Origin of the sequence: Cohnella endophytica (assembly GCF_003628305.1) — a bacterium.
GTDB lineage: Bacteria > Bacillota > Bacilli > Paenibacillales > Paenibacillaceae > Cohnella > Cohnella endophytica.
The window spans coordinates 427,296-447,512 of sequence record NZ_RBZM01000008.1 but is presented as its reverse complement, the minus strand read 5'-3'; the positions used below and the strand labels follow the sequence as shown (position 1 = coordinate 447,512).

Here is a 20,217-nt window from a genome sequence, read left to right as displayed (position 1 = left end):
CTCCTTTATTGGAGAGTCCTTACAACACTTCGAACAGTCCCGCGGCTCCCATGCCGCCTCCGACGCACATCGTCACGACGCCGTATCCTCCGCCCAACCTCCTCAGCTCATGCAGCAGGGTTACGGTTAACTTTGCTCCCGTGCAGCCCAGCGGATGGCCGAGCGCGATACCGCCTCCGCTTACGTTCACGAGCTCCGAATCGATTTCCAGCCGGTCTATGACCGGAATGCACTGCGCCGCGAACGCTTCGTTGATCTCCCAAAGAGAGATTTGCTCCGTCTCGAGCTTCGCTTGCCGAAGCAATTTGGGCACGGCTTCTACCGGACCCAGGCCCATCACCTCGGGTTGAAGACCGGCGGTCGAATAGCCGCGGAATACGGCCATCGGCTGGACGCCCAAGCTCTCCGCTTTCTCCCGGCTCATGACGACGACCGCCGCGGCTCCGTCGCTGTAGGGAGAGGAGTTACCTGCGGTGACGGTCCCCTTAATCGCGAAAGACGGCTTGAGCGCCGCCAGCTTCTCGGCGGTCGTGTCCGGCCTTACGCACTCGTCCTTGCCGACGGTCAACTGCCTTGTACGGATGTCGCCCGAGACCGGATCGACTTCAGTCGCCGACGCGAGGACCGGAACAAGCTCATCTTCGAATCGTCCCGATACGATCGCCTGAGCGGCTTTGCGATGACTATCCGCAGCGAAGCGGTCTTGCATCTCTCGCGTGACGCCGCATCGCTTGGCGACGAGCTCGGCGGTATGGCCCATGCCCATATACGCGGCAGGCATCGCATCCCAGAGCCCCGGATGCGGCGACGGCTTAAACCCGGACATCGGAACGCGGCTCATGCTCTCGACGCCCCCGGCGACGATCGTGTCGGCGTAGCCGCTCTGAATCGCGGAGGCCGCTTGCGCGATGGCCTGTAATCCCGAAGCGCAGAAACGGTTTACGGTGACTGCGGATACTTGTACCGGAAAGCCCGCATGCAAGGCCAGCAACCTGGCGACGTTCAGTCCCTGTTCTCCCTCCGGCATCGCGCAACCGAAGACGATATCGTCCACCGCGGAAGGATGGAGCCCGGGCACGCGCCCGACCGCTTCACGCAGAACCGTTGCCCCTAGGTCTTCCGGTCGGGTTTGCGCGAAACCGCCCTTCTTTCCCCGGCCGACCGCCGTGCGCACCGCGGAGACGATGACGGCTTCTCTACCCGGCATGGCACTCATCTCCTTCACCTGTTCCTAGTTGCGCAGAGGCTTGCCGGTGGCAAGCATCTGCCGCATGCGGGCTTGCGTGAGCGGTTCCCCGCAAAGACTTAGGAATGCCTCGCGCTCTAGATCGAGTAAACGCGACTCCGGTACGATCGTTCCGGCCGGAACGTCCCCTCCCGTTAGCACGTCCGCCAGCTTCCCGGCGATACGGACGTCGTGGTCCGTAATATAGCCGCCGCGTCTCATGGAAGACACGCCCAGCTTCATCACGGTCGCCGCCTCCCGGCCTCCGACCGCCACTCGCCTCTCCGCGTCGGGCACTTCGTATCCGAGGCGATCGAGTCCTAGCACCGCGCGCTTTGCCTCGGCGATGCGAACTTCCTCGCGGATGACGACGCCGTCCCCCGCTCGCCAGAACCCCAGCCGCTTCGCGTCATGTCCGCTATCCGACACTTTCGCCATCGCGATCGTCTCGAACAGACGGGACAGCGGCGCCGTAACGTCATCGAGTCCGGCCGCCTCCGCCCGTTCTTGGGCTAGCGCCGCAGCCGCCAGGCAACCGCCTCCCGCGGGAATCAGCCCCACTCCCGTCTCCACGAGTCCGAAGTATGTCTCCGCCGAGAACAAGATTCGATCCGCCGGCAAACAAGCTTCCACTCCGCCTCCCAGCGTCATGCGGTGAGGCGCCGCCACGACCGGGCGAGGCATGACGCGAAGCGCCCGCATGCTCATCTGGAAATCGCGAATAATGAGGTCGATCTCTTCCCATTCCCCGTTCTCCGCTTCCATGAGCAACAGCATCAGATTGGCCCCGACGCAGAAATTGCGCCCTTCGTTGGCAAGCACGAGCCCGCGCCAGTTGCGGTCTACCTCCTCGGACGCCTGGCGAATGGCGGACAGCACTCCCGGGCCGATCGCGTTGTGCGGGGAATGAAACTCCAAGCAAGCCACGTCGTCGCCTAAGTCGATCAATCTAGCCCCGTCGCCTGCGAATACGGTTCTGCCTTTCTCTCGCAAAGCGCGCAACGAGATTTCTTCCGGCCGTTCGTCCACGAACTTGTAATGTCCTTGCGAGTAATGGAATACGCTTCCGGCTTTGCGGATATAAAAGGCGCTCGAGCCCTTGGCCAGCATCGCCGCCACGGGGGCCGGCACCGCAATCCCCCGCTCCTCGAGACGGGCCGCCGTCTCCGTTACGCCAAGCGAATCCCAAGTCTCGAACGGACCCTCCTCCCAGTTGAAGCCCCATCTCATCGCTTCGTCGATCTCGATGACGGTGTCGGCGATCTCGCCTATTTTCTCCGCCGAATAACAGATCGTCGCCTCCAGCACATCCCGAGCGAACGCGGCTAACCGATCGCGATCCGCCGCTTCCAGCAATGCTTGGAGCTTGCTCGCAACGCCTCGAGCCGTCTTGGCCGCCTCGAGCGCGGGCGAAGAAGCTTTCGCGCGCGGTCCATACGTCATCGTCGCGGGATCGAGCACTTCGATCTTGTCTCCGCCGGCAGTCGCCGCGCGGTTTTTGCGATAGAAGCCTCCCCCGCTTTTTTCTCCGAGCCATCCCCTTCTCACGAGCTCCTCCACGATCTCCGGCGCGGCGAAAGCCTCCGCCTCTACCGGATCGGACACGTTCTCGCGCACGTTGCGGCAGACGTGCAGGAACGTATCTAGACCGACCAAATCCAGAGTCCTAAACGTCGCGCTCTTCGGTCTCCCCAACAACGGTCCGGTCACTGCATCGACCTCGTCGACCGTCAACCCGTGCTTCTCCATCGCCCGCAGCGTCGCCAGCATCGCGTAAGTCCCGATCCGGTTGGCGATGAAATTGGGCGTGTCTTTGGCCATGACGACGCCTTTTCCCAGCCGCTCTTGGCAGAAGCGGGCGACCTCCTTGACCGCTTGCGGATCCGTATCGCGGCAAGGAACGATTTCCAGCAGCTTCATGTACCGCGGCGGATTGAAGAAATGCGTAACCATCGCCATTCGTCGGCAGGCTTCGCCGCACACCGAGGTGACCTCGTTGATCGACAACCCCGAAGTGTTGCTGCTGACGATCATGCCCGGCTTCCAGACGGAATCGATCAGCTTCCAGACGCTATGCTTGATATCCAGCCGCTCGGACACTGCTTCGATAACCCAGTCGCACTCCGCTAGCTGCGCGAGGTCCCGTTCCAGGTCACCCGTCCGAATACGGGCGACGAAAGCCGGATCGTACAGCGGCGACGGCTTCGTTTCCTTCAGCCTCGCCACGCCTCTGGCCGCTAGCCCCTCTAAGTCGAGCAGCAGGCACGGAATGCCGGCATTCGCCAGATGGGCGGCAATTGCCGACCCCATCACCCCCGCCCCGATTACCGCCGCCTTCCGTACGTTCCACAAGTGGCCTCGCTCCCTTCGACTCATTTTCTACCGCGGAATATTTAATCGACATATCCGTTATCTTCCAGGGGCTCAACCAAATACCGACATCGCCAGCAGCTCCGCCACGTCCTTCGCCGCCGCCCAATCTTCCGCTCCGTGCTTGCGCAAGCCCTCCTCCATCATCGTCAAACAGTACGGGCACGCCGATCCGATCAACTGGGCACCGGTCGCCAGAGCCTGGGCGGTGCGCACCTCGTTCACCCTTTTGCCCGGTTCTTCCATCCACATCCGCCCTCCGCCCGCTCCGCAGCACATTCCTTGCTTGCCAGAACGCTCCATCTCCCGCGTCTCCAATCCCGGAATCGCCGACAGAATGGCGCGCGGAGCATCGGTCACCCCGTTATATCGCGCGAGGTAACAGGAATCGTGGAACGTCAGCGTGCGAGAAACGGGGTGCACGGGAGCCAGTCGGCGATCCGCCAGCAATTCCGCCAACAGCTCCGTATGATGCCGGACGTCGGCCTCGAAACCGAAATCCTTGTACTCGTTGCGAAAAAGATGATAAGTGTGCGGACAGGCCGTTACGATTTTGCGAATGCCGTGTTTCCGAAAGGTATCGATATTCGACCGGCACAGCTCTTGAAACTGAAACTCGTCCCCGAGCCTGCGGGGCGCATCCCCGGAATTGCGTTCCTCCGTTCCGAGCACCGCGAACGAAACGCCCGCTTCATGCAACAAACGCGCCAGAGCGAAAGTGACTTGCCTCGCCCTCGTATCGTAAGAACCCATGCTCCCGACCCACCAGAGCCACTCCGGCTGCGGGTTATCTCGCAAAGTGGGAATATGCCAGCCCGTCTCGGCCGCGAATTGTTCCATCCACGCCGTTCGGTCTTTGCGGGGGAACCCCCACGGATTGCCCTGCCTTTCGATGTTCTGAAGGGCGCGCTTCGCTTCCGAAGGCATCTTCCCTTCCGTCAGCACGAGATAACGCCGCATCTCCAGCAAAGGCGTCAGGTGCAAATTGCCGACGGGGCAGCGTTCCTCGCAAGCGCGGCAAGTCGTGCAGGACCATAGCTCCTGCTCGGTAATGACCTCTCCGATCAAAGCCGGCGGCTCCGTGCTGCGAGAGTTCGACCAACCGTTTTTCTGCCAAGCCATCGTAGCCTCGATGCCCATGCCTCCCGCGGAAACGGGAAAAGGAGCTTGCGACGCGGGAGCGAACGACTTGCCCGTGTTCTGCAGCGCATCCCGAAGCTTCGTCATCAGATGCATCGGAGACAGCCCTTTATCCGTATTGGCCGCCGGACAAACGTCCGTGCAGCGCCCGCACTCCACGCAGGCGAACAAGTCCAGCCTCGTTTTACGGTTCAAGTCTTCTGTCGCGTTCATGCCGAACTTCTCCGCCGTCTCGTTTTCCAGATCAAGCGGGTACATTCTCGGAGGGCCTATAGGACGCAAGAGCCAATTGATCGGCGCCGTAAAAATATGAAAATGCTTCGAGAGAGGAACATAGACGAGAAAGCCCAACAGTAACAGCAGATGCGCCCACCACGAAACGGCGTAGCCGGTCTTAGCCCATGCGTCCGGAAAGACAAGCGCCAGCAAGGAAGAAAGCGGCGCCGCGGCTGATGAAGGCAACCCTTCCCTCACTCTGTCGAACGCCAGCGTACAGACGACCGAAACCATTAACGCCGCAATCCATAGCAATACGATCAGAGGTTTCCAGCCTTTCGGCAATCGCGGAAGCTTTTCCAGATATCTTCTATGCGCCCCGTAGACGACGGCCAGCAGCACGAGCGCTACCGTCGCTTCCTGCAACAACGAGAACGCCCCGTTGTCCGCCCAGGATAGCGGCTTACCGCTCATCCCTTTCCATACGATCTCGAGCGCGCCGAGCTGCAGCATGATAAATCCGTAGAACAAAACAAGGTGCATCAACCCGCTTCGCTTATCCTGGAACAGCCGACGGTGCCCGAAAGCCTGACCGGCCGCGACCCGGAGACGACGCCATTCCCATTTCATTTCCTTATCCGGCGCGCCCTGCAGGATAAGCTTCGCTTTGCCCGCGACGATCCAAGCGAAAGCGCCGATTCCGCACAGCATGACGGCCGCGGCAATCCACCCGTTCATCGACCTCCCCCCGTTTCCGTTCCGGTGCTCCCCGTTCATGGGAACGAACCGCGTTCTTCTGAACCGCGCGCCAGGCTCATACGATGAGAATAAGAAACTGAAATCGGCTTGATACTCGTAAATTTATTCGCCGGCCAACCCTTCATATGCCCACATCCGCAAAAAAGATCGCGTCAAAAATGCGGCGTCCTTTGATCCCCGGAATCGTCGAAATGGGCTAGCACGAGGTAATTAGTGGTCTTGCAGAACCTTATTTCGTCGAAATGGGCTAGTACGAGGCAATTAGTGGTTTCGCAGAACCCTGTTTCGTCGAAATGGGCTAGTATGAGGGAATTAGTGGTCTCGCAGAACCTTATATCTTCGAACTGGGCTAGTACGAGGTAATTAGTGGTCTGGCAGAACCCTGTTTCGTCGAAATGGGCTAGTATGAGGCAATTAGTGGTTTCGCAGAACCTTATATCGTCGAACTGGGCTAGTACGAGGTAATTAGTGGTCTTGCAGAACCCTGTTTCGTCGAAATGGGCTAGTATGAGGCAATTAGTGGTCTGGCAGAACCCTGTTTCGTCGAAATGGGCTAGTATGAGGCAATTAGTGGTTTCGCAGAACCTTATATCGTCGAACTGGGCTAGTACGAGGTAATTAGTGGTCTGGCAGAACCTTGTTTCGTCGAAACGGGCTAGCACGAGGTAATTAGTGGTTTCGCAGAACCCTGTTTCGTCGAAATGGGCTAACACGAGGTAATTTAGTGGCTTCCGAGCGATTACAAAGGAGGAACCCGCCATGAATATCGCCGTTCTGATCAAATCCGTCGTCGCCACGGACGAATCCGTTACCGTGAGCGGCGGCGAGATTGAGGATACGGAAGCGAAAAGAGTGATCAATCCCTACGATGAATACGGCTTGGAGGAAGCTTTAAGGTGGAAGGAGTCTTTCGGAGGCACGGTAACCGTAATCGGCGCGGGCGCCGACAGAGCGGCGGAGGCACTTCGGACGGCGCTCGCGATGGGTGCCGACGAGGCGCTGCTGATTCGCGTCGACGAGAGATCCGTCGATGAGCACGCAACAGCCAAACTAATCGCTTCGGCGATCTCGCAGAGGAGATTCGAGGTCGCCTGGGCGGGTCATATGTCGGTCGACAACGGAGCCGGTCAAGTAGCCATCCGCGTGGCGGAGCTGCTTGGATGGCCTCATGCCGGAGCGGTCGTGGCTTGCGAGCTAACGGACGACGGAAAGCTTCTTGTCACGCGCGACGCGGAGGGCGACAGCGAGGATTGGGAACTGACGTTGCCGGCGATGCTCACCGCCCAGCAGGGGCTGAACGAACCGAGATATCCCGCGCTCGCGGGTATCATGAAGGCGAAGCGCAAGCCATTGACCGAGCTGACGCCGGAGTTGCTCGGCGTGGATCTCGCGGGCGAAGAAGCCTCTCCTCGGACCGAGCGGCTCGGCTGCGAAACGCCGCCGGCAAGACCTGCGGGGCGAAAGCTGGCAGGTACGGCGAAAGAACAAGCGGCGGAACTGCTTGGCTTGCTTCGGGGCGAAGCGCAGGCGCTCAAGGGAAGGGGCTAAGAGGATGGGCGACAACTACTTAGCGAAAGAAAGTCAGCCTGACGGGATGCGCGGGAGTTCGGGGACGAGGGAAATGCCACATAGCGAAATGAACGGAAGTTCGAATCGGCGGCAGGAGCAACACGTCGTGGTCGCGGAGTGCCGCGATGGACTGCTGCGGCAAGTGTCGCTGGAGGCGATCGCCGCTGCCCGGGGCTGCATGGCGGACGGCGACAAGCTCGCCGTCCTGTTGCTCTGCGGCGACGGCGCGGAAGCTTCCGCCGCCGCGGAGCAGCTGGCGCGGCGCGCCCCGGACGAGGTGATCGCCATCGATCACCCCGTCCTCGGGCGCTACGCGCCGGATACGCACCTCGCCGCCGTGCTCGCGGCGGCGAAAGCGTTGGCGCCCGAGGCGCGGTGGTGGTGGCTTGGCCACACCGCGATTGGGCGCGACCTTGCCCCGCGACTGGCGGCTCGCCTGGGCGCGGGGCAAGTGTCCGATGCGCTCGCAGCCGCCCGGGGCGGCGACGGTCGCATCGAGCTGGCGCGCGCGCTGCACGCGGGCAAAGCGCTCGAGCGGCGCGCTTTCTTGCCGGGCGACACGGCTATCGTCACCGTGCGCCCGAACAACTTCGCCCCGGCGGAACCTATTGCCGGGGCAGCCGCGCCGATCCGCCGCGTGCCGTTCGACCCGCCTCCGTCGCGTATCTTCGTTCGCGACGTCGTCCGGCGGGCTTCCGGCACGGTCGACTTGGCGGAGGCGCGGATCATCGTCGCCGGCGGGCGCGGCGTGAAGAGCGCCGCCGGCTTCGCCCCGCTCGCCGAGCTCGCGGCGCTGCTCGGCGGTGCGGTCGGCGCGTCTCGCGGAGCCTGCGATGCGGGTTATTGCGACTATGCCCTCCAGATCGGGCAAACCGGCAAAACCGTCACCCCCGACCTCTACATCGCCTGCGGCATCAGCGGCGCCGTGCAACATCTGGCAGGCATGAGCCGCTCAAGGGTTATCGTCGCCATCAACAAGGACCCCGAAGCTCCGATCTTCGGCGTCGCCGACTACGGAATCGTCGGCGATCTCTTCGAGGTCGTACCCGCTTTCATCGCGGAGTTATCGGGCGAGTATTAAGCCCTTTCCCGGTGTTTTTCCTGATCCGTAAATCCATCCCCCCATCCCAACTCGCATACCACGATAAAAGAGACGCCTTTTCGCCCAAACAGGCGAGAAAGCGTCTCTTTTCTTTTCGTTGTTTTACAGCTGTTCGCTAAGCAGGATCGCCGCATCGGCTTTAAGTAGCCACTTACCGTCCGCCTTAACGGCATCGTTCAACACCACGCTGTGAACCTTCGCCGTTTGACCGTTGATGGTTACTTCGCTGATCGTCGAAGCGAGCAAAGTCGCTTTGTCCGAGCCATTGTAATCGACGATCGTCCACTTGTCGGCGCTTACCTTCATCGACGCGCTTTTGAAAAACTGCGCCAATGTCGTCTTAAGCGTATCCTTGTCCGGGATATCGGTCATCGTGGCGATGTAGGCTTCCACGTCTTTCGCATTTGCGGCTTTGAGCTGATCCGCGAACACGGTCCCGATCGCCGTCTTCTCGGCATCCGGGATCGAAGCTGCTTGCTCGAACAGTCCGGGAATGTTCGTATATTGCAAGTCTAGCACTTCAATATCGAATATTTTCCACGATCCGTCCTTCGCCTTATGCAGCGTATAGCGGGTTTGGGATTTATTGTCCGGGAAAAACGCTCCGCTAACTTTCTTCGTATTCTCGACGACTATGGCAACTGCTTCCGTATCGGAATACGATTCGATAGCCTTGTTTTCCACGATCGTCTTCGTCTTCGTAGTCTTCCAGTTCTCGACAATCCCGTCTTTATCCAGCTCCGTGTCATCGGAGAACAAGCCGAGCAAGCCGTCGATGTCACCTGCCGCTTCGACTAGCAGCATTTTATTGAACACTTCGTACACGGCCGCTTTCTGCTCGTCCGTAGGACCTTGATAGCTGAGCGAGATCGTCTTCGTCTTACCGTTCCAAGCGACCTTGTGGTTCGTCAAAGCGCCTGCGAAACGAATGCCGATATACGTATGTCCGTTCGATTGCACGACTTCGCCCTTGCTCGGGACCGTCTTGTCGTTCATGAACGCAACGTCCCCATCGACCGACGCGTAGATCTCGACGCTCTCCGCGACGGCGTGGATCGCCTTCATCGTATTGTCGAACTCCGTCTCGTATCCAAGCAACTTAAACAGCGCCCCGTATTCCGCGTAGGCTTTGCCTTTGCTGACGTACAACCCCGTGGAACCCAAATCGGTAGCTTTGCCGTTCAAAATCAGCTTGACCACAACCGCGGGACCGGTTGACTTGCCAGCGGTCGAGGCCGCCGAAGCGGTTCCTGCCAGAGAGAAAGCCAGTACGAAAGAAAACAGAATAATTAATGCCCGTTTCATTCACACGCACCATCTTCCCATAATATGTAACTTGCCTGTTCTATTAATCTAGTCATTTTCGGCGCAACAATCAAGATGCTTCGGAGGCTTTAATCTAATTTAAGCTATAAGTCCCGACTTCTCGCCAGAACAACTTCGAAACGCCGTCAGCACTCTATCGCCCTATAACCATTAACCGCCCGTTATCAACTTCAGCAGATCGCTCGGCGACGGTTTCTTAAACTGCACATTAACGCCGCCGTCTTCCCATTTCATGCCGGAAATGCGGAGCACATCCGGCAATTCGCCGCCGATCGGAATGATTCGGTCCGAGAACATGGAAACGGGCAGCTTGATCCCTTTGAGATGCGCACTCTCGATGGAAGCGACCACGTTCGGATCTTCCCAGCGAAGCCGGTAGACGAGATGCAGCCCTGCGGCGAAACGGTCTTTCCAATCCACGTTCAAGTCCGCGATCAGCAGGTCGCCTTCCAAAGAGAAACGAGCGCCGGTTACTCGGATATCCTTCTCTACCTGTGGGTTGTCGGCTAAAGATTTAATCGCCAGGTTTGCCACGTCTTCTTCCGTCAGTTTCATTTCCGTAGAGACGCGTTTCGCCATGCTTAGCGCGCGTTCTTTAAGCGGAACCTTTTTGTAGGCCAAGTCCAAAGGTTGATCCGGTTTGATATAGTATAGAAATCCTACGCATGCGAATGCAATCGCGAATATAAGGACGAACAAGCCGATCAATAATTTTTTCATTACAAGCTCCTTCATGAAGATTGGGATTAAGTACGATAACCATTGACTTCGGCGTGCGGGAAGCGTATAACAAGTATTACATTCCATGACGGGAACGCGTTGCCCGGTTCCTTCGGTCACCAGAGAGTCGGCGATCCGCTGCGAGCCGACGGCCGAAGTCCAGACGATATCCTCCCCGAGAAGCGGCGCCGAAAGTTTCTTGTCCGTAGGCGCGGACGGATTCCCCCGTTACGGGATCGCCGTATCCATTATACGGCGCACGAGAGCCTAACGTTGCGTTCGATGCTAGATCGCGAATGCGCATTGGGAACGAGGGTGGTACCGCGGAGCACAATCCGTCCCTTCTGAGGGGCGGTTTTTTTATACCCATTTCATCGATTCCGGAAAGGATGATTTCCCATGTCAGATTCCCAACAACCGCTAGTTTCCCTCGCCGATATTCTGAATGCCCATCGCGTGCTTCAAGATGTCGTCACGACGACTCCATTGCAGCTTAACGGCGCTTTGTCCGCAAAATTCGACTGCAACGTCTATTTGAAACGGGAGGATCTGCAACTCGTCCGTTCGTTCAAAATACGCGGAGCTTATTATTTGATCTCTTCGTTGCCCGAAGACGAACGTCGGAACGGCGTCATCTGCGCCAGCGCGGGGAACCATGCCCAAGGCGTCGCTTACTCCTGCAATAAGCTAAGCATTCGCGGAGTCATCTATATGCCGGCAACGACGCCTAGGCAGAAAATCAATCAAGTGAAGCTCTTCGGCGGCGACAAGATCGAGATCCGCCTGATTGGGGATACGTTCGACGACGCTTATGCGGAAGCCGTCCGGGCGAGCGCGGCAGAAGGCTTGTCGTTCGTCCATCCGTTCGACGATGCGCGAATCGTTGCCGGCAACGCCACCGTCGGCAAAGAAATCATCGAGGGCGGCGCGCCTTCCATCGACCTTCTGCTCGTTACGATCGGCGGCGGAGGTTTGGCGGCGGGCGTCTCCGCGTATATTAAAGCGATAAGCCCCGACACCCGGATCATCGGAGTAGAGCCGGAAGGCGCGACTTCCATGCGCCAAGCTCTAGATGCCGGCTATGTCCTAACGCTTCCCGAGATCGACAAATTCGTCGACGGCGCGGCTGTAAAACGGGTCGGGGACTTGACCTACGAGCTATGCCGCAGACATCTGGACGACGTCATTTCCGTGCCGGAAGGCCGCGTCTGCACGTCGATCCTCGAATTGTACAACGAACATGCGATCGTCGCGGAGCCGGCCGGAGCGTTAACCGTCGCGGCGCTGTCCTCCTTCGATCCGGAGACGTTGCGCGGCAAGAATGTCGTATGCATCATTAGCGGGGGCAACAACGATATCGACCGGATGCAGGAGATCAAGGAACGTTCGCTCATCTACGAAGGACTCAAGCACTATTTTATGATCAACTTTCCTCAACGGGCCGGCGCTCTTCGCGAGTTCCTGGATGACGTGCTCGGTCCGAACGACGATATCGTGCAATTCGAATATACGAAAAAACATAACAAGGAAAACGGTCCGGCTCTTGTCGGTATCGAGTTGAAGAGCCCCGAGGATTACGGCAGCCTCGTCGCAAGAATGAATGCGAAGGGGTTCCAATTCATCGAGCTGAACAAAGATCCGATATTGTTTAACCTGTTGATCTGATTTTGACGCCGGCCGAGCTTTCGTTTATCCCTATTTTACACTGCGGAGTTACAGTGAAGGAGCAAGGTTTCTTCGGAAACCTTTTACGGATAGGGAGGGCGCGCGCATGGCGAAAAAGAAAAAAATATTCATCTTGTATGCCCGTTTCGGCGATGGTCATTGGCAAGCGGCGACGGCGCTTCGGCAAAGCTTCGAATGTCTGGGTCGTACGGAGGTCAAACTCATCGATCTGTTAGCCGAATCCCACCCCGTCCTTAACGAGGTCAGCAGATTCGTATACAACAAAAGCTACAACCTTCTTCCTCAAGTCTACGGCTGGGTGTACGACGCGACGAAAGGGATGAAGTCGGACTCGTTATTCGCGAACTGGCTTCATTCCTTCGGCGCGCTTACCCTGCGCAAGCTCATGGAACAAGAACGCCCCGACGCCATCATCCACACTTTTCCCACCCTCGTCCTCCCTTTCATCGCCCGAAAATCCGGGTATACAATTCCTATGTACAACGTCGTGACGGATTTCGACCTGCACCGCCGATGGGTGCACCCCGAGGTGGATAAATATTATGTCGCGACGGAAGATATAAGCGTACAATTGAGCAAGCTAGGAGTTCATTCCGACCGGATCGCCGCTACCGGAATTCCGATACGTCCGACTTTCTTGAACGGAATGAACGCGAAGTCGATTTTCGCCCGGTACGGATTGTCGCCGGAACGCCCGATCGCGCTGATCATGGCCGCTCCGAACGTCCCGTGTTCCGAAACCGCGGAAATGTGCCGATCGTTATCCGGTAAATGCCGCGCACAAGTAATCGTGGTCTGCGGGCGCAACCGCGCGTTATACGACGAGCTATCGGAAATATTCTCGTTCGAGCCTTCCGTCCTAACGCTTGGTTTCGTCGAGCGTATCGACGAACTCATGGCCGTCTCCTCTTGCATCGTAACGAAACCCGGAGGGTTAACGTTATCCGAAGCGATCGCCGCGCAATTGCCGATCCTCCTGTATCGTCCCGTTCCGGGCCAGGAGCTCGGCAACGCCCGTTACTTGGAAAGCAAAGGCGCTGCCGTCATTTGTCGAAGTGTCGAACACTTATCGCGCTCCGTTGCGGAGTTGTTGCAAGTTCCCTCACGGAGAATAGCCATGCGAAACGCGCTTAAATTTTTGTCCAAGAAAAATGCCTCGGATAACATCGCCTTGGATATTGAGCGCCAATTGCATATAATGGAAGAGGCTTCAGTAGCAACGGCCTCCCCATCGGATTCGGTTCTAGTCCCGACCTGAGTAATCGCCCCTCCTCCGGAGGATCGATTCTCGATGCAGATCGTCAAAGGAGAGCTGCTTGTGAGCAAGGCTACCGCGAAATCTTTTTTCCAATCCGACATGCTATTGTACTTAACGATACTTTATTTGGTTGAATTCGTACGGGGCGCCGCCTTGATCAGCTTTCTGCCGATCTACGGGGATAAGGCGCTCGGACTCAATCTCGACGTGATCGGGGCGGCCATTACGGCTCATTATTTGACGGACACGGCTCTTAAGTTGGCCATCGGATATTTGCTGGACAGGCTGTCGATCAGAACCGTCGTAAGCGTCGGCTTGCTTTTCTCGCTGATCGGAATCGTCGCGCTTCATTTCGCGGATATACCATGGATATTCATCACGGCCGCGGCGATATACGGAATCGGCATTTCGCCGATCTGGATCGTATGCTTGACGCGAATAAAGGAAGATAAGCGGGCCACCCAGATGGGCTTTCTGTACACGGTATGGCTTGTCGGTCTCGGTAGCGGTCCGGTCGTTACGAATCTCCTTCTCGACATCAACCTGGAGCTTACTTATTGGACCATGGCCGCCGTCGCGCTCGCCGCTTGGTTGCTATCCCTGTTGATCTCCGGCGCTCGAAGCGTCCATATCGACGTCGTTCCTTTCCGCAAACAGCTTGCAATTCTCGGCAGCCGCTTGCGGGACATGCGCCTCCTCTTGCCGGGGATGGTGCTGCAGACGCTCGGAGCCGGCATGCTATTGCCGATTCTTCCCAGCTTCGCCGTAAACGGGCTTGGAATGACCGCCACTCACTACTCCATGTTGCTCTTAATCGGCGGCGGCTTTACGGTCGCCGGGCTCATCCCGATGGGCAAGCTTTCCGACTCGTTTGGGAAAAAATGGTTCCTTATTGCCGGTTTCCTGTCGTTCGGTGCCGTGTTGTTCGCCCTCACGCAAAAGCCGCCTCTCGGACTCGCATTTTTCTGGGCATTCCTGCTCGGCATTTCCTATGCCGCCGTGTTGCCCGCTTGGAATGCGTTGCTCGCTACGTTCGTACCGCCAGGCCAGCAGGGCTTGGGTTGGGGCGTGCTCTCGACGGTCGAAGGGATCGGCGGCATGATCGGCCCGATTATCGGAGGATTGCTCGCGACGCGATTCAGCGAATCTTCCGTAGTCGGACTTGCCGGCATTATGTTCGTTATTATCAGCTTCTTTTACGTTTTCTTCCCATTCCGGCTCTTCAAGGGCGATGCGACGCCCAAGTAAAATGGAATGAAGCCGCACATTACTCGCCGGTAGGGTCGATTGGAGTCAGTTCAAATGTTAAACGCTCATCTGCTTGGTATCGCCGCTTGGAGCTTCAAGGAATGGTTGGCGTACGTCAAAACCTTGAATCTCGAGCAAATTAAGGAGCTGCTCCAACGATATTCCGAGTTGGGCCCGCTTCCCGGCATTATTCTTCCTTTTCTTGAATCTCTCTTCCCGTTTCTCCCCTTGGTCGTATTCGTTGTCGCAAATACGTTGGCTTACGGAATGTGGTTGGGCTTCCTGTATTCTTGGATCGGCGCCAGCGCAGGTTCCATGGTCGTTTTCTTAATCGCCCGTCAGTTGGCTTCACGCAGAGGACAACAGCTACGCAAAAAATATCCGAAGATCGAGAAGCTATTCGGTTATATCGAGCGGAAAGGGTTCACGCCTATTTTCCTGTTGTCTTGTTTCCCGTTTACTCCCTCCATCCTGATCAACGTTACCGCCGGACTGTCTAAGATCCCGACTCATACGTATTTTACGGCAATGATACTGGGGAAGGCGGTCATGATTTTCGCGCTGGCTTTCCTGGGGAACGACCTGCAAGCCATGATCGATCATCCTTGGAGAATCGTATTGGCGCTATTCCTCTTGTTCTTGCTCTGGATGGGCGGACGTAAGCTGGAGGCGCGCTACAGTTAGAAACGCGGATACAGTAGCGATAATGAGCAAGGATGATTCGTGGTGCGTACGCGATAACGAGTTAGGAAGATTCGTGGTGAGTACGCGATAACGAGTTAGGAAGATTCGTGGTGAGTACGCGATAATGAGTTACGACGATTCGCGGGAGCATAACGCCTCCTCTCTCGTGGCACCCTAAGCGGGCAATCGAACGCAAAGGAGGAATGGCCATGACCCGGAATTCGCATTCCGACAACCAAAGGAAGGCCAGCAAGGCGCAATCCGAAGCAGACCGCTCGGGTGAAGGCAAAGAACGCGCCAGCAACCTTCAGTCGGATGCCGACAGGGCAGCCGTACCGAAACACGGACTGTGAGGGAGAGTGCCCAATGAGCCAATCTAACAACGATCGGATGGAGCCGGTTTCCGGCGAAAAAGTCGAGGTAGACGGCGTATATACGAACGAATGGGGTCGCGAAGAGGAGCTAAACCGCGGAGAAACCTTTCCCGCCGACCCGATGCTGGGAGAGACGGAATGGACGCTCTCGGAGTTCAGCTTCGACAACCATCATGAGGGTCGCACCGATCCGCGTCTCGTCCCGAAGGAAAACGATACGGACAAACAGGGAAAGATTGTCCACCCTCGCCGCCAAATGGCCCGCGGGAAAAAATAACATTCTTCATTGCAGGTTGGCCGTCAGAGTCTCTCTGACGGCTTATTTCTTTGTAAGGGGTCCTTCCTCGACGAACGCAGTCAGATTTTCCCAACTTCAGTCACCTTGCTGCCCACCGCGACGAACGCAGTCAGGTTTTACCCAACTACACTCGCCTTTCTGCCCACCGCAACGCTCGCAGTCAGGTTTTACCCAACTACACTTTCCTTGCTGCCCACCACGACGCACGCAGTCAGGTTTTACCCAACTACACCCGCCTTGCTGCCTGCCCTGGCACACGCAGTCAGGTTTTACCCAACTACACTCGCCTTGCTGTCTGCCATGGCACACGCAGTCAGGTTTTACCCAACTACACTCACCTTTTTGCCCACCGTGACGCACGCAATCAGGTTTCACCTAACTACACTCGCCTTTCTGCCCACCGCGACGCACGCAGTCAGGTTTTACCCAACTACGCTCGCCTTGCTGCCCACCGCGACGCTCGCAGTCAGGCTTTACCCAACTACATTCGCCTTTCTTCCCACCGCGACGCTCACAGTCAGGTTTTACCCAACTACACTCGCCTTACTACCCACCACGACGCACGCAGTCAGGCTTTACCCAACTACACTCGCCTTGCTGCCCACCGCGACGCTCGCAGTCAGGTTTTACCCAACTACACTCGCCTTGCTGCCCACCGCGACGCTCGCAGTCAGGTTTTACCCAACTACGCTCGCCTTGCTACCCACCACGACGCACGCAGTCAGGCTTTACCCAACTACACTCGCCTTGCTGCCCACCGCGACGCACGCAGTCAAGAACTTCCCCTTAAACCAAAAAAGCCCAATCGGCATCATAGCCGACCGGGCCTTCCTGCTCTTACTCGACTTACTCGTCTTCGTCGTCTTCCGCCCCGCCTCGCGACATCCAATGCTCTACCAGCTTATCCAATCGTCTCAGCCGGTCCTCGTAGGAGAATACGGAGGACATAATGACGAGAATCCGGGATCGGGAGGTTGGATCTTCGCCCAGTCGGTCCTCGATCATTTCGGACAGGAGAATGGAAGCTTCGGGGGGAGGCACGGCAGATGAGGCGCCAGGCTTCATTTTACCTTCCCATTTCCACAGGAGCTGCTCGTGATAACCGCAAAGCACTTCGATCTGACGATCGATCAATTGGTTCCACGCCTTCGGCGTCGATACGGCCCAATAATGCTCCTCCACGGCTTCGATCAAAGAATACCCTCGTTCCAACGCGGACAGCATTCCTTTGTAGACGATAAGCAGCCGCTTCCTCTTGAGCCTCGACCGCTTTCTCCATACCCGCTCCTCCGCGAACAAGTCGTAAAACTCGTCCAGCTTGCGAAGCATGCTCCTAAGCCGAATTTGCTCTTCGCGATAGACGTTTTCCTTTAGCTCGTTGGATACGACGGTTCTGAGCAGACGGGATAACAGCGTTTGGGTTTCCTCCACATGCTTCAAGAAACGATTGCGGTGCCGCGGCGGAGCGATGATTACGTTTACGGCGAACGCCGATACCATTCCGGTCAGGATCGCCGCCAGCCTGTCGAGCGCGAGCGACCAACCTTGGCCTTGCGCCTCCATGATAACGACGGCGGTAACTAGGGTCAAAGCGATCGTATCCTCGGCTTTCAAACGGATGCATAATAAAATAATGCCAATGCAGACGAGACCGACGAGAATCGGCGTATTACCCATGAGCCAGACGGCGCCGATCGCGATAATCGCGCCGAGCACGTTGCTCTGCACTTGCTCCAGAATTTGCATCCAAGAGCGATAGATCGAAGGCTGAATCGTGAAGATCGCCGCGATCGCCGCGATTAACGGCGAACCCAAGCCGACGAGCTGGCCGACCCACAAAGCGATCGCCACGGCGAGTCCCGTCTTCAGCACCCTTGCTCCGATCGTCATGCTTCACTTCCCCTTCCGCCCAACAGGTTCACGTCAACGGAAGCGACCTCTTTTCCGTTCACGACAAGGGCCAGGGAGTGACTGCCCGGATAATGACGGCGCGTGGACAGGTCCGCGAAGGAAAAGTCTCGACCGCCTTGCAATCGAGTGCCTCCGGATACGACCTTCTCGCTTAGCTTGAAAAGCTTGCGATAAACCTTGCCGGTCGACCGCGGGAAAGTAACCGCCATCTCGATCCGCAGCTTTACCGGCTCCCCTTCGGGTAATCGAAGCGCGTATTTGAACCCGACCGACTCTCCGATCGCGAGCTCGTCCGGCGTAACGGACCATTCAATAACGTCGATCGCGGGCTGCGGCACGATTCCGAATAGTCTCATCGCCTCCGGCTGAGCCGCGCGAAGCAACCCCCTGCAGCCATGGCGAACGATCCAGTCCGTCCGATCGCTAACGCCGAACCAATCCCGCGATACCGAAAGCACGAGATCGGGATGATCTTTGGAAATGTCGTTTAGATTGTTCGCGACGCTGCGACGCACATACTCCGACGGGTCGTCCTTCAATTGCTCCAGAATCGGCCAGATCGGACCGGGATCCCGCTTCAACGCCGGTAGTGCGTCCGCCCACGGCAGTCGCGGCCGACAGCCTTCGCTCGCCAATCTGCGCACGTGCTCGTCCGGGTGGACAGCCCAATTCTCCATCTGCGCCATCATACGGGCCTGATCTTGCTTAATGAACGGACGAACGGCGAATTCCGCCGAAGATAACTTCGTAAACTTCTCCAGGGCCCCGATCGAACGCTCCCATTGAGATTTGCCGTAAACCTCGACGAAATCCGGGAAAAACAAGTAAGGAAACCCCCGGCATTCGTCCGCTACGGCCTCTAATATGTCTAATGCGCTCTCGTATTCGGCAGGCAGCGCAGCCCGCAAGCTTTCCGTGATTCTACGCATCCTGCCCTTGAGCTCCAACTCGTCCCATCCCGGCCCGAGCGCGAACCGAACGAAAGCCTCTCCGTCGAACGCCGGATAGGCTTTCCTGACTATCGTCGCGAACGCTCTTAAGAATGGCTCGTTATACATCGCCTTGAGCGGCTCCGCCATGTTGAATTCCTCCTATTGCGATAACGAACGAAGCTTATCTTCGTCCCCGCGCAACCTTCAAAGTCCATCCATTATACCATTAGAGAACGGATTCTTCCCATCCATACGCACAAATAAGCCGACAAGTTCGCCCTTCCATGCTGCCCCAACGCCGCGGCCGTTAAGCATTCGATACGTTCCTTCCCTTAGGGGGAAGGATTTCGAAAATTACCGGTTGCCATTCCGATCAGATTGTCGATCCAACAATCGTAGCCGCGTTCGATGACTTCTTCGGAGTACCAAGCTGTATGACCGGTCTGCAGAATTTGTCCCTCCGCGATCTGGCGAAGCGCACGTTCATCCGCGTTGCCGATCGGGAAAATATCGTCCAACGCATATCCCTTCAACGTCCCCGCATCGATCGCATCCACGACCGACAATGGGTCTACGAGCGCGCAACGGGAGACGTTCAGCAACGTCGCGCCCGGTTTCATCCGGGCAAGCTCCTCCCGGCCGAAAGCAGCCACGCCGCGCCATTGCGCCGGATAATGCAAGCTGACGACGTCAGAGGAAAACAGCAGCTCATCCAAGCTGACAAGTGCTGCTCTCTCCGATTGCCTATAAGGATCGTAGCCCAGCACGCGCATGCCGAAAGCACTGGCAAGCTCCGCGACCCTACTGCCGATCCTCCCTAATCCGATAATCCCGATCGTCCGTCCGCGAAGTTCCCATCCGAGCACGGACTTCTCGGAAGGAACCCTTCCGCGAACGCGGTCCTGGCTAAGGTGAATTTTTCTCGACATCGCGAGTAGTAAACCTATCGTATGCTCTGCAACCGAATCCGTCGAATAAACGGGAAGACGGCTAAGCTTGATCCCCCGTTTACGCAAATATTCCGTATCGACGGAATCCGCTCCGGTCGCGAATACCGCGATTCCTTTTAGCCGCGGCAGTCTCCCTACCCAGCTTTCCTTAATGACCGGGACGGAACGGGGAGTCAATCCCGCATAATCGGCGTCGCCTAATCTTGCAACGATCTCGTCCTCCGATAACCGTCCCATTGCCGCGCCGAAGCTGACGTCTACATGGGCTTCCAAGCTCGATGCTTGTTCTTCGCTGAACGTACTTCTTCCCTGAGCCGTGATCACGACGACTTTGCTAGCATTAACAGACATCGCTATCCCTCCTTTTCGACACCATGAATTACCCGCTAATGGCTTCTTTGTCCCAGTCTGAGACTTGGTCGGCTTAAGCCGGCTCTTCCCGAATCCTA

Annotated in this window: 18 protein-coding genes; 9 read left to right on the top strand and 9 right to left on the bottom strand. The window is 57.5% G+C overall.

Annotated elements, in window-relative coordinates; all coding sequences use genetic code 11:
• Positions 1-19: 19 nt before the first annotated feature.
• The 4 genes from D7Z26_RS20145 to D7Z26_RS20130 form a co-directional block, all read right to left on the bottom strand.
• Complete coding sequence (locus tag D7Z26_RS20145) at positions 20-1,207, bottom strand: thiolase family protein (protein WP_120978804.1); 1,188 nt, start codon at positions 1,205-1,207, stop codon at positions 20-22.
• Between the two features lie 24 nt (positions 1,208-1,231).
• Positions 1,232-3,577 (bottom strand): 3-hydroxyacyl-CoA dehydrogenase/enoyl-CoA hydratase family protein, encoded by a 2,346-nt coding sequence (locus D7Z26_RS20140; protein ID WP_407643534.1) that lies wholly within the window; start codon positions 3,575-3,577, stop codon positions 1,232-1,234.
• A gap of 72 nt (positions 3,578-3,649) precedes the next feature.
• Positions 3,650-5,689: a (Fe-S)-binding protein gene (locus D7Z26_RS20135; RefSeq protein WP_120978802.1), complete on the bottom strand. Its 2,040-nt coding sequence runs from the start codon at positions 5,687-5,689 to the stop codon at positions 3,650-3,652.
• A gap of 173 nt (positions 5,690-5,862) precedes the next feature.
• On the bottom strand, positions 5,863-6,492 hold the full coding sequence (locus D7Z26_RS20130; RefSeq protein WP_147423877.1) for a hypothetical protein: 630 nt from the start codon (positions 6,490-6,492) through the stop codon (positions 5,863-5,865).
• On the opposite strand from D7Z26_RS20130, the gene D7Z26_RS20125 reads away from it, so the two are divergent.
• Together D7Z26_RS20125 and D7Z26_RS20120 are read left to right on the top strand one after the other, a co-directional pair.
• The gene (locus D7Z26_RS20125; RefSeq protein ID WP_120978800.1) at positions 6,470-7,258 is read left to right on the top strand and encodes an electron transfer flavoprotein subunit beta/FixA family protein; all 789 of its coding nucleotides are present in this window, start codon (positions 6,470-6,472) and stop codon (positions 7,256-7,258) included. The genes D7Z26_RS20130 and D7Z26_RS20125 overlap by 23 nt on opposite strands.
• 88 nt (positions 7,259-7,346) lie before the next feature.
• Positions 7,347-8,360 carry an electron transfer flavoprotein subunit alpha/FixB family protein gene (locus D7Z26_RS20120; protein WP_120978854.1) on the top strand — a complete coding sequence of 338 codons (1,014 nt, stop codon included), beginning with the start codon at positions 7,347-7,349 and terminating at the stop codon, positions 8,358-8,360.
• A 123-nt stretch (positions 8,361-8,483) separates the two neighbouring features.
• On the opposite strand, the gene D7Z26_RS20115 is transcribed toward D7Z26_RS20120, so the two are convergent.
• Together D7Z26_RS20115 and D7Z26_RS20110 are read right to left on the bottom strand one after the other, a co-directional pair.
• The gene (locus D7Z26_RS20115; RefSeq protein WP_120978799.1) at positions 8,484-9,686 is read right to left on the bottom strand and encodes a stalk domain-containing protein; all 1,203 of its coding nucleotides are present in this window, start codon (positions 9,684-9,686) and stop codon (positions 8,484-8,486) included.
• A 171-nt stretch (positions 9,687-9,857) separates the two neighbouring features.
• Positions 9,858-10,427, bottom strand: a complete 570-nt coding sequence (locus tag D7Z26_RS20110) for a hypothetical protein (protein WP_120978798.1) — start codon at positions 10,425-10,427, stop codon at positions 9,858-9,860.
• A gap of 85 nt (positions 10,428-10,512) precedes the next feature.
• Here D7Z26_RS20110 and D7Z26_RS28165 point away from each other — a divergent pair, with 85 nt between their 5' ends.
• The 7 genes from D7Z26_RS28165 (at position 10,513) to D7Z26_RS20080 (ending at position 15,954) form a co-directional block, all read left to right on the top strand.
• On the top strand, positions 10,513-10,698 hold the full coding sequence (locus D7Z26_RS28165; RefSeq protein WP_120978797.1) for a hypothetical protein: 186 nt from the start codon (positions 10,513-10,515) through the stop codon (positions 10,696-10,698).
• A 128-nt stretch (positions 10,699-10,826) separates the two neighbouring features.
• A complete protein-coding gene (gene ilvA / locus D7Z26_RS20100) occupies positions 10,827-12,092 on the top strand; it encodes a threonine ammonia-lyase IlvA (protein ID WP_120978796.1) in 1,266 nt (421 codons plus the stop codon).
• 106 nt (positions 12,093-12,198) lie between these two features.
• Positions 12,199-13,371: an MGDG synthase family glycosyltransferase gene (locus D7Z26_RS20095; protein ID WP_120978795.1), complete on the top strand. Its 1,173-nt coding sequence runs from the start codon at positions 12,199-12,201 to the stop codon at positions 13,369-13,371.
• A 33-nt stretch (positions 13,372-13,404) separates the two neighbouring features.
• Positions 13,405-14,619 (top strand): MFS transporter, encoded by a 1,215-nt coding sequence (locus D7Z26_RS20090; protein WP_120978794.1) that lies wholly within the window; start codon positions 13,405-13,407, stop codon positions 14,617-14,619.
• A 54-nt stretch (positions 14,620-14,673) separates the two neighbouring features.
• Entirely contained in the window at positions 14,674-15,303 is a 630-nt protein-coding gene (locus D7Z26_RS20085; protein ID WP_120978793.1) for a TVP38/TMEM64 family protein, read from the top strand.
• A gap of 209 nt (positions 15,304-15,512) precedes the next feature.
• Positions 15,513-15,656, top strand: coding sequence for a hypothetical protein (locus D7Z26_RS27540; protein WP_199731743.1), 144 nt, complete (start codon positions 15,513-15,515; stop codon positions 15,654-15,656).
• Positions 15,657-15,669: 13 nt separating this feature from the next.
• Positions 15,670-15,954, top strand: a complete 285-nt coding sequence (locus D7Z26_RS20080) for a transposase (RefSeq protein WP_120978792.1) — start codon at positions 15,670-15,672, stop codon at positions 15,952-15,954.
• Between the two features lie 867 nt (positions 15,955-16,821).
• On the opposite strand, the gene D7Z26_RS20075 is transcribed toward D7Z26_RS20080, so the two are convergent.
• The 3 genes from D7Z26_RS20075 to D7Z26_RS20065 form a co-directional block, all read right to left on the bottom strand.
• A complete protein-coding gene (locus tag D7Z26_RS20075; protein WP_120978791.1) occupies positions 16,822-17,865 on the bottom strand; it encodes an FUSC family protein in 1,044 nt (347 codons plus the stop codon).
• Complete coding sequence (locus tag D7Z26_RS20070) at positions 17,862-18,965, bottom strand: DNA alkylation repair protein (RefSeq protein ID WP_120978790.1); 1,104 nt, start codon at positions 18,963-18,965, stop codon at positions 17,862-17,864. The genes D7Z26_RS20075 and D7Z26_RS20070 overlap by 4 nt, the downstream gene beginning before the upstream one ends.
• A 185-nt stretch (positions 18,966-19,150) precedes the next feature.
• Entirely contained in the window at positions 19,151-20,119 is a 969-nt protein-coding gene (locus D7Z26_RS20065; protein WP_120978789.1) for a 2-hydroxyacid dehydrogenase, read from the bottom strand.
• Between the last annotated feature and the right edge of the window lie 98 nt (positions 20,120-20,217).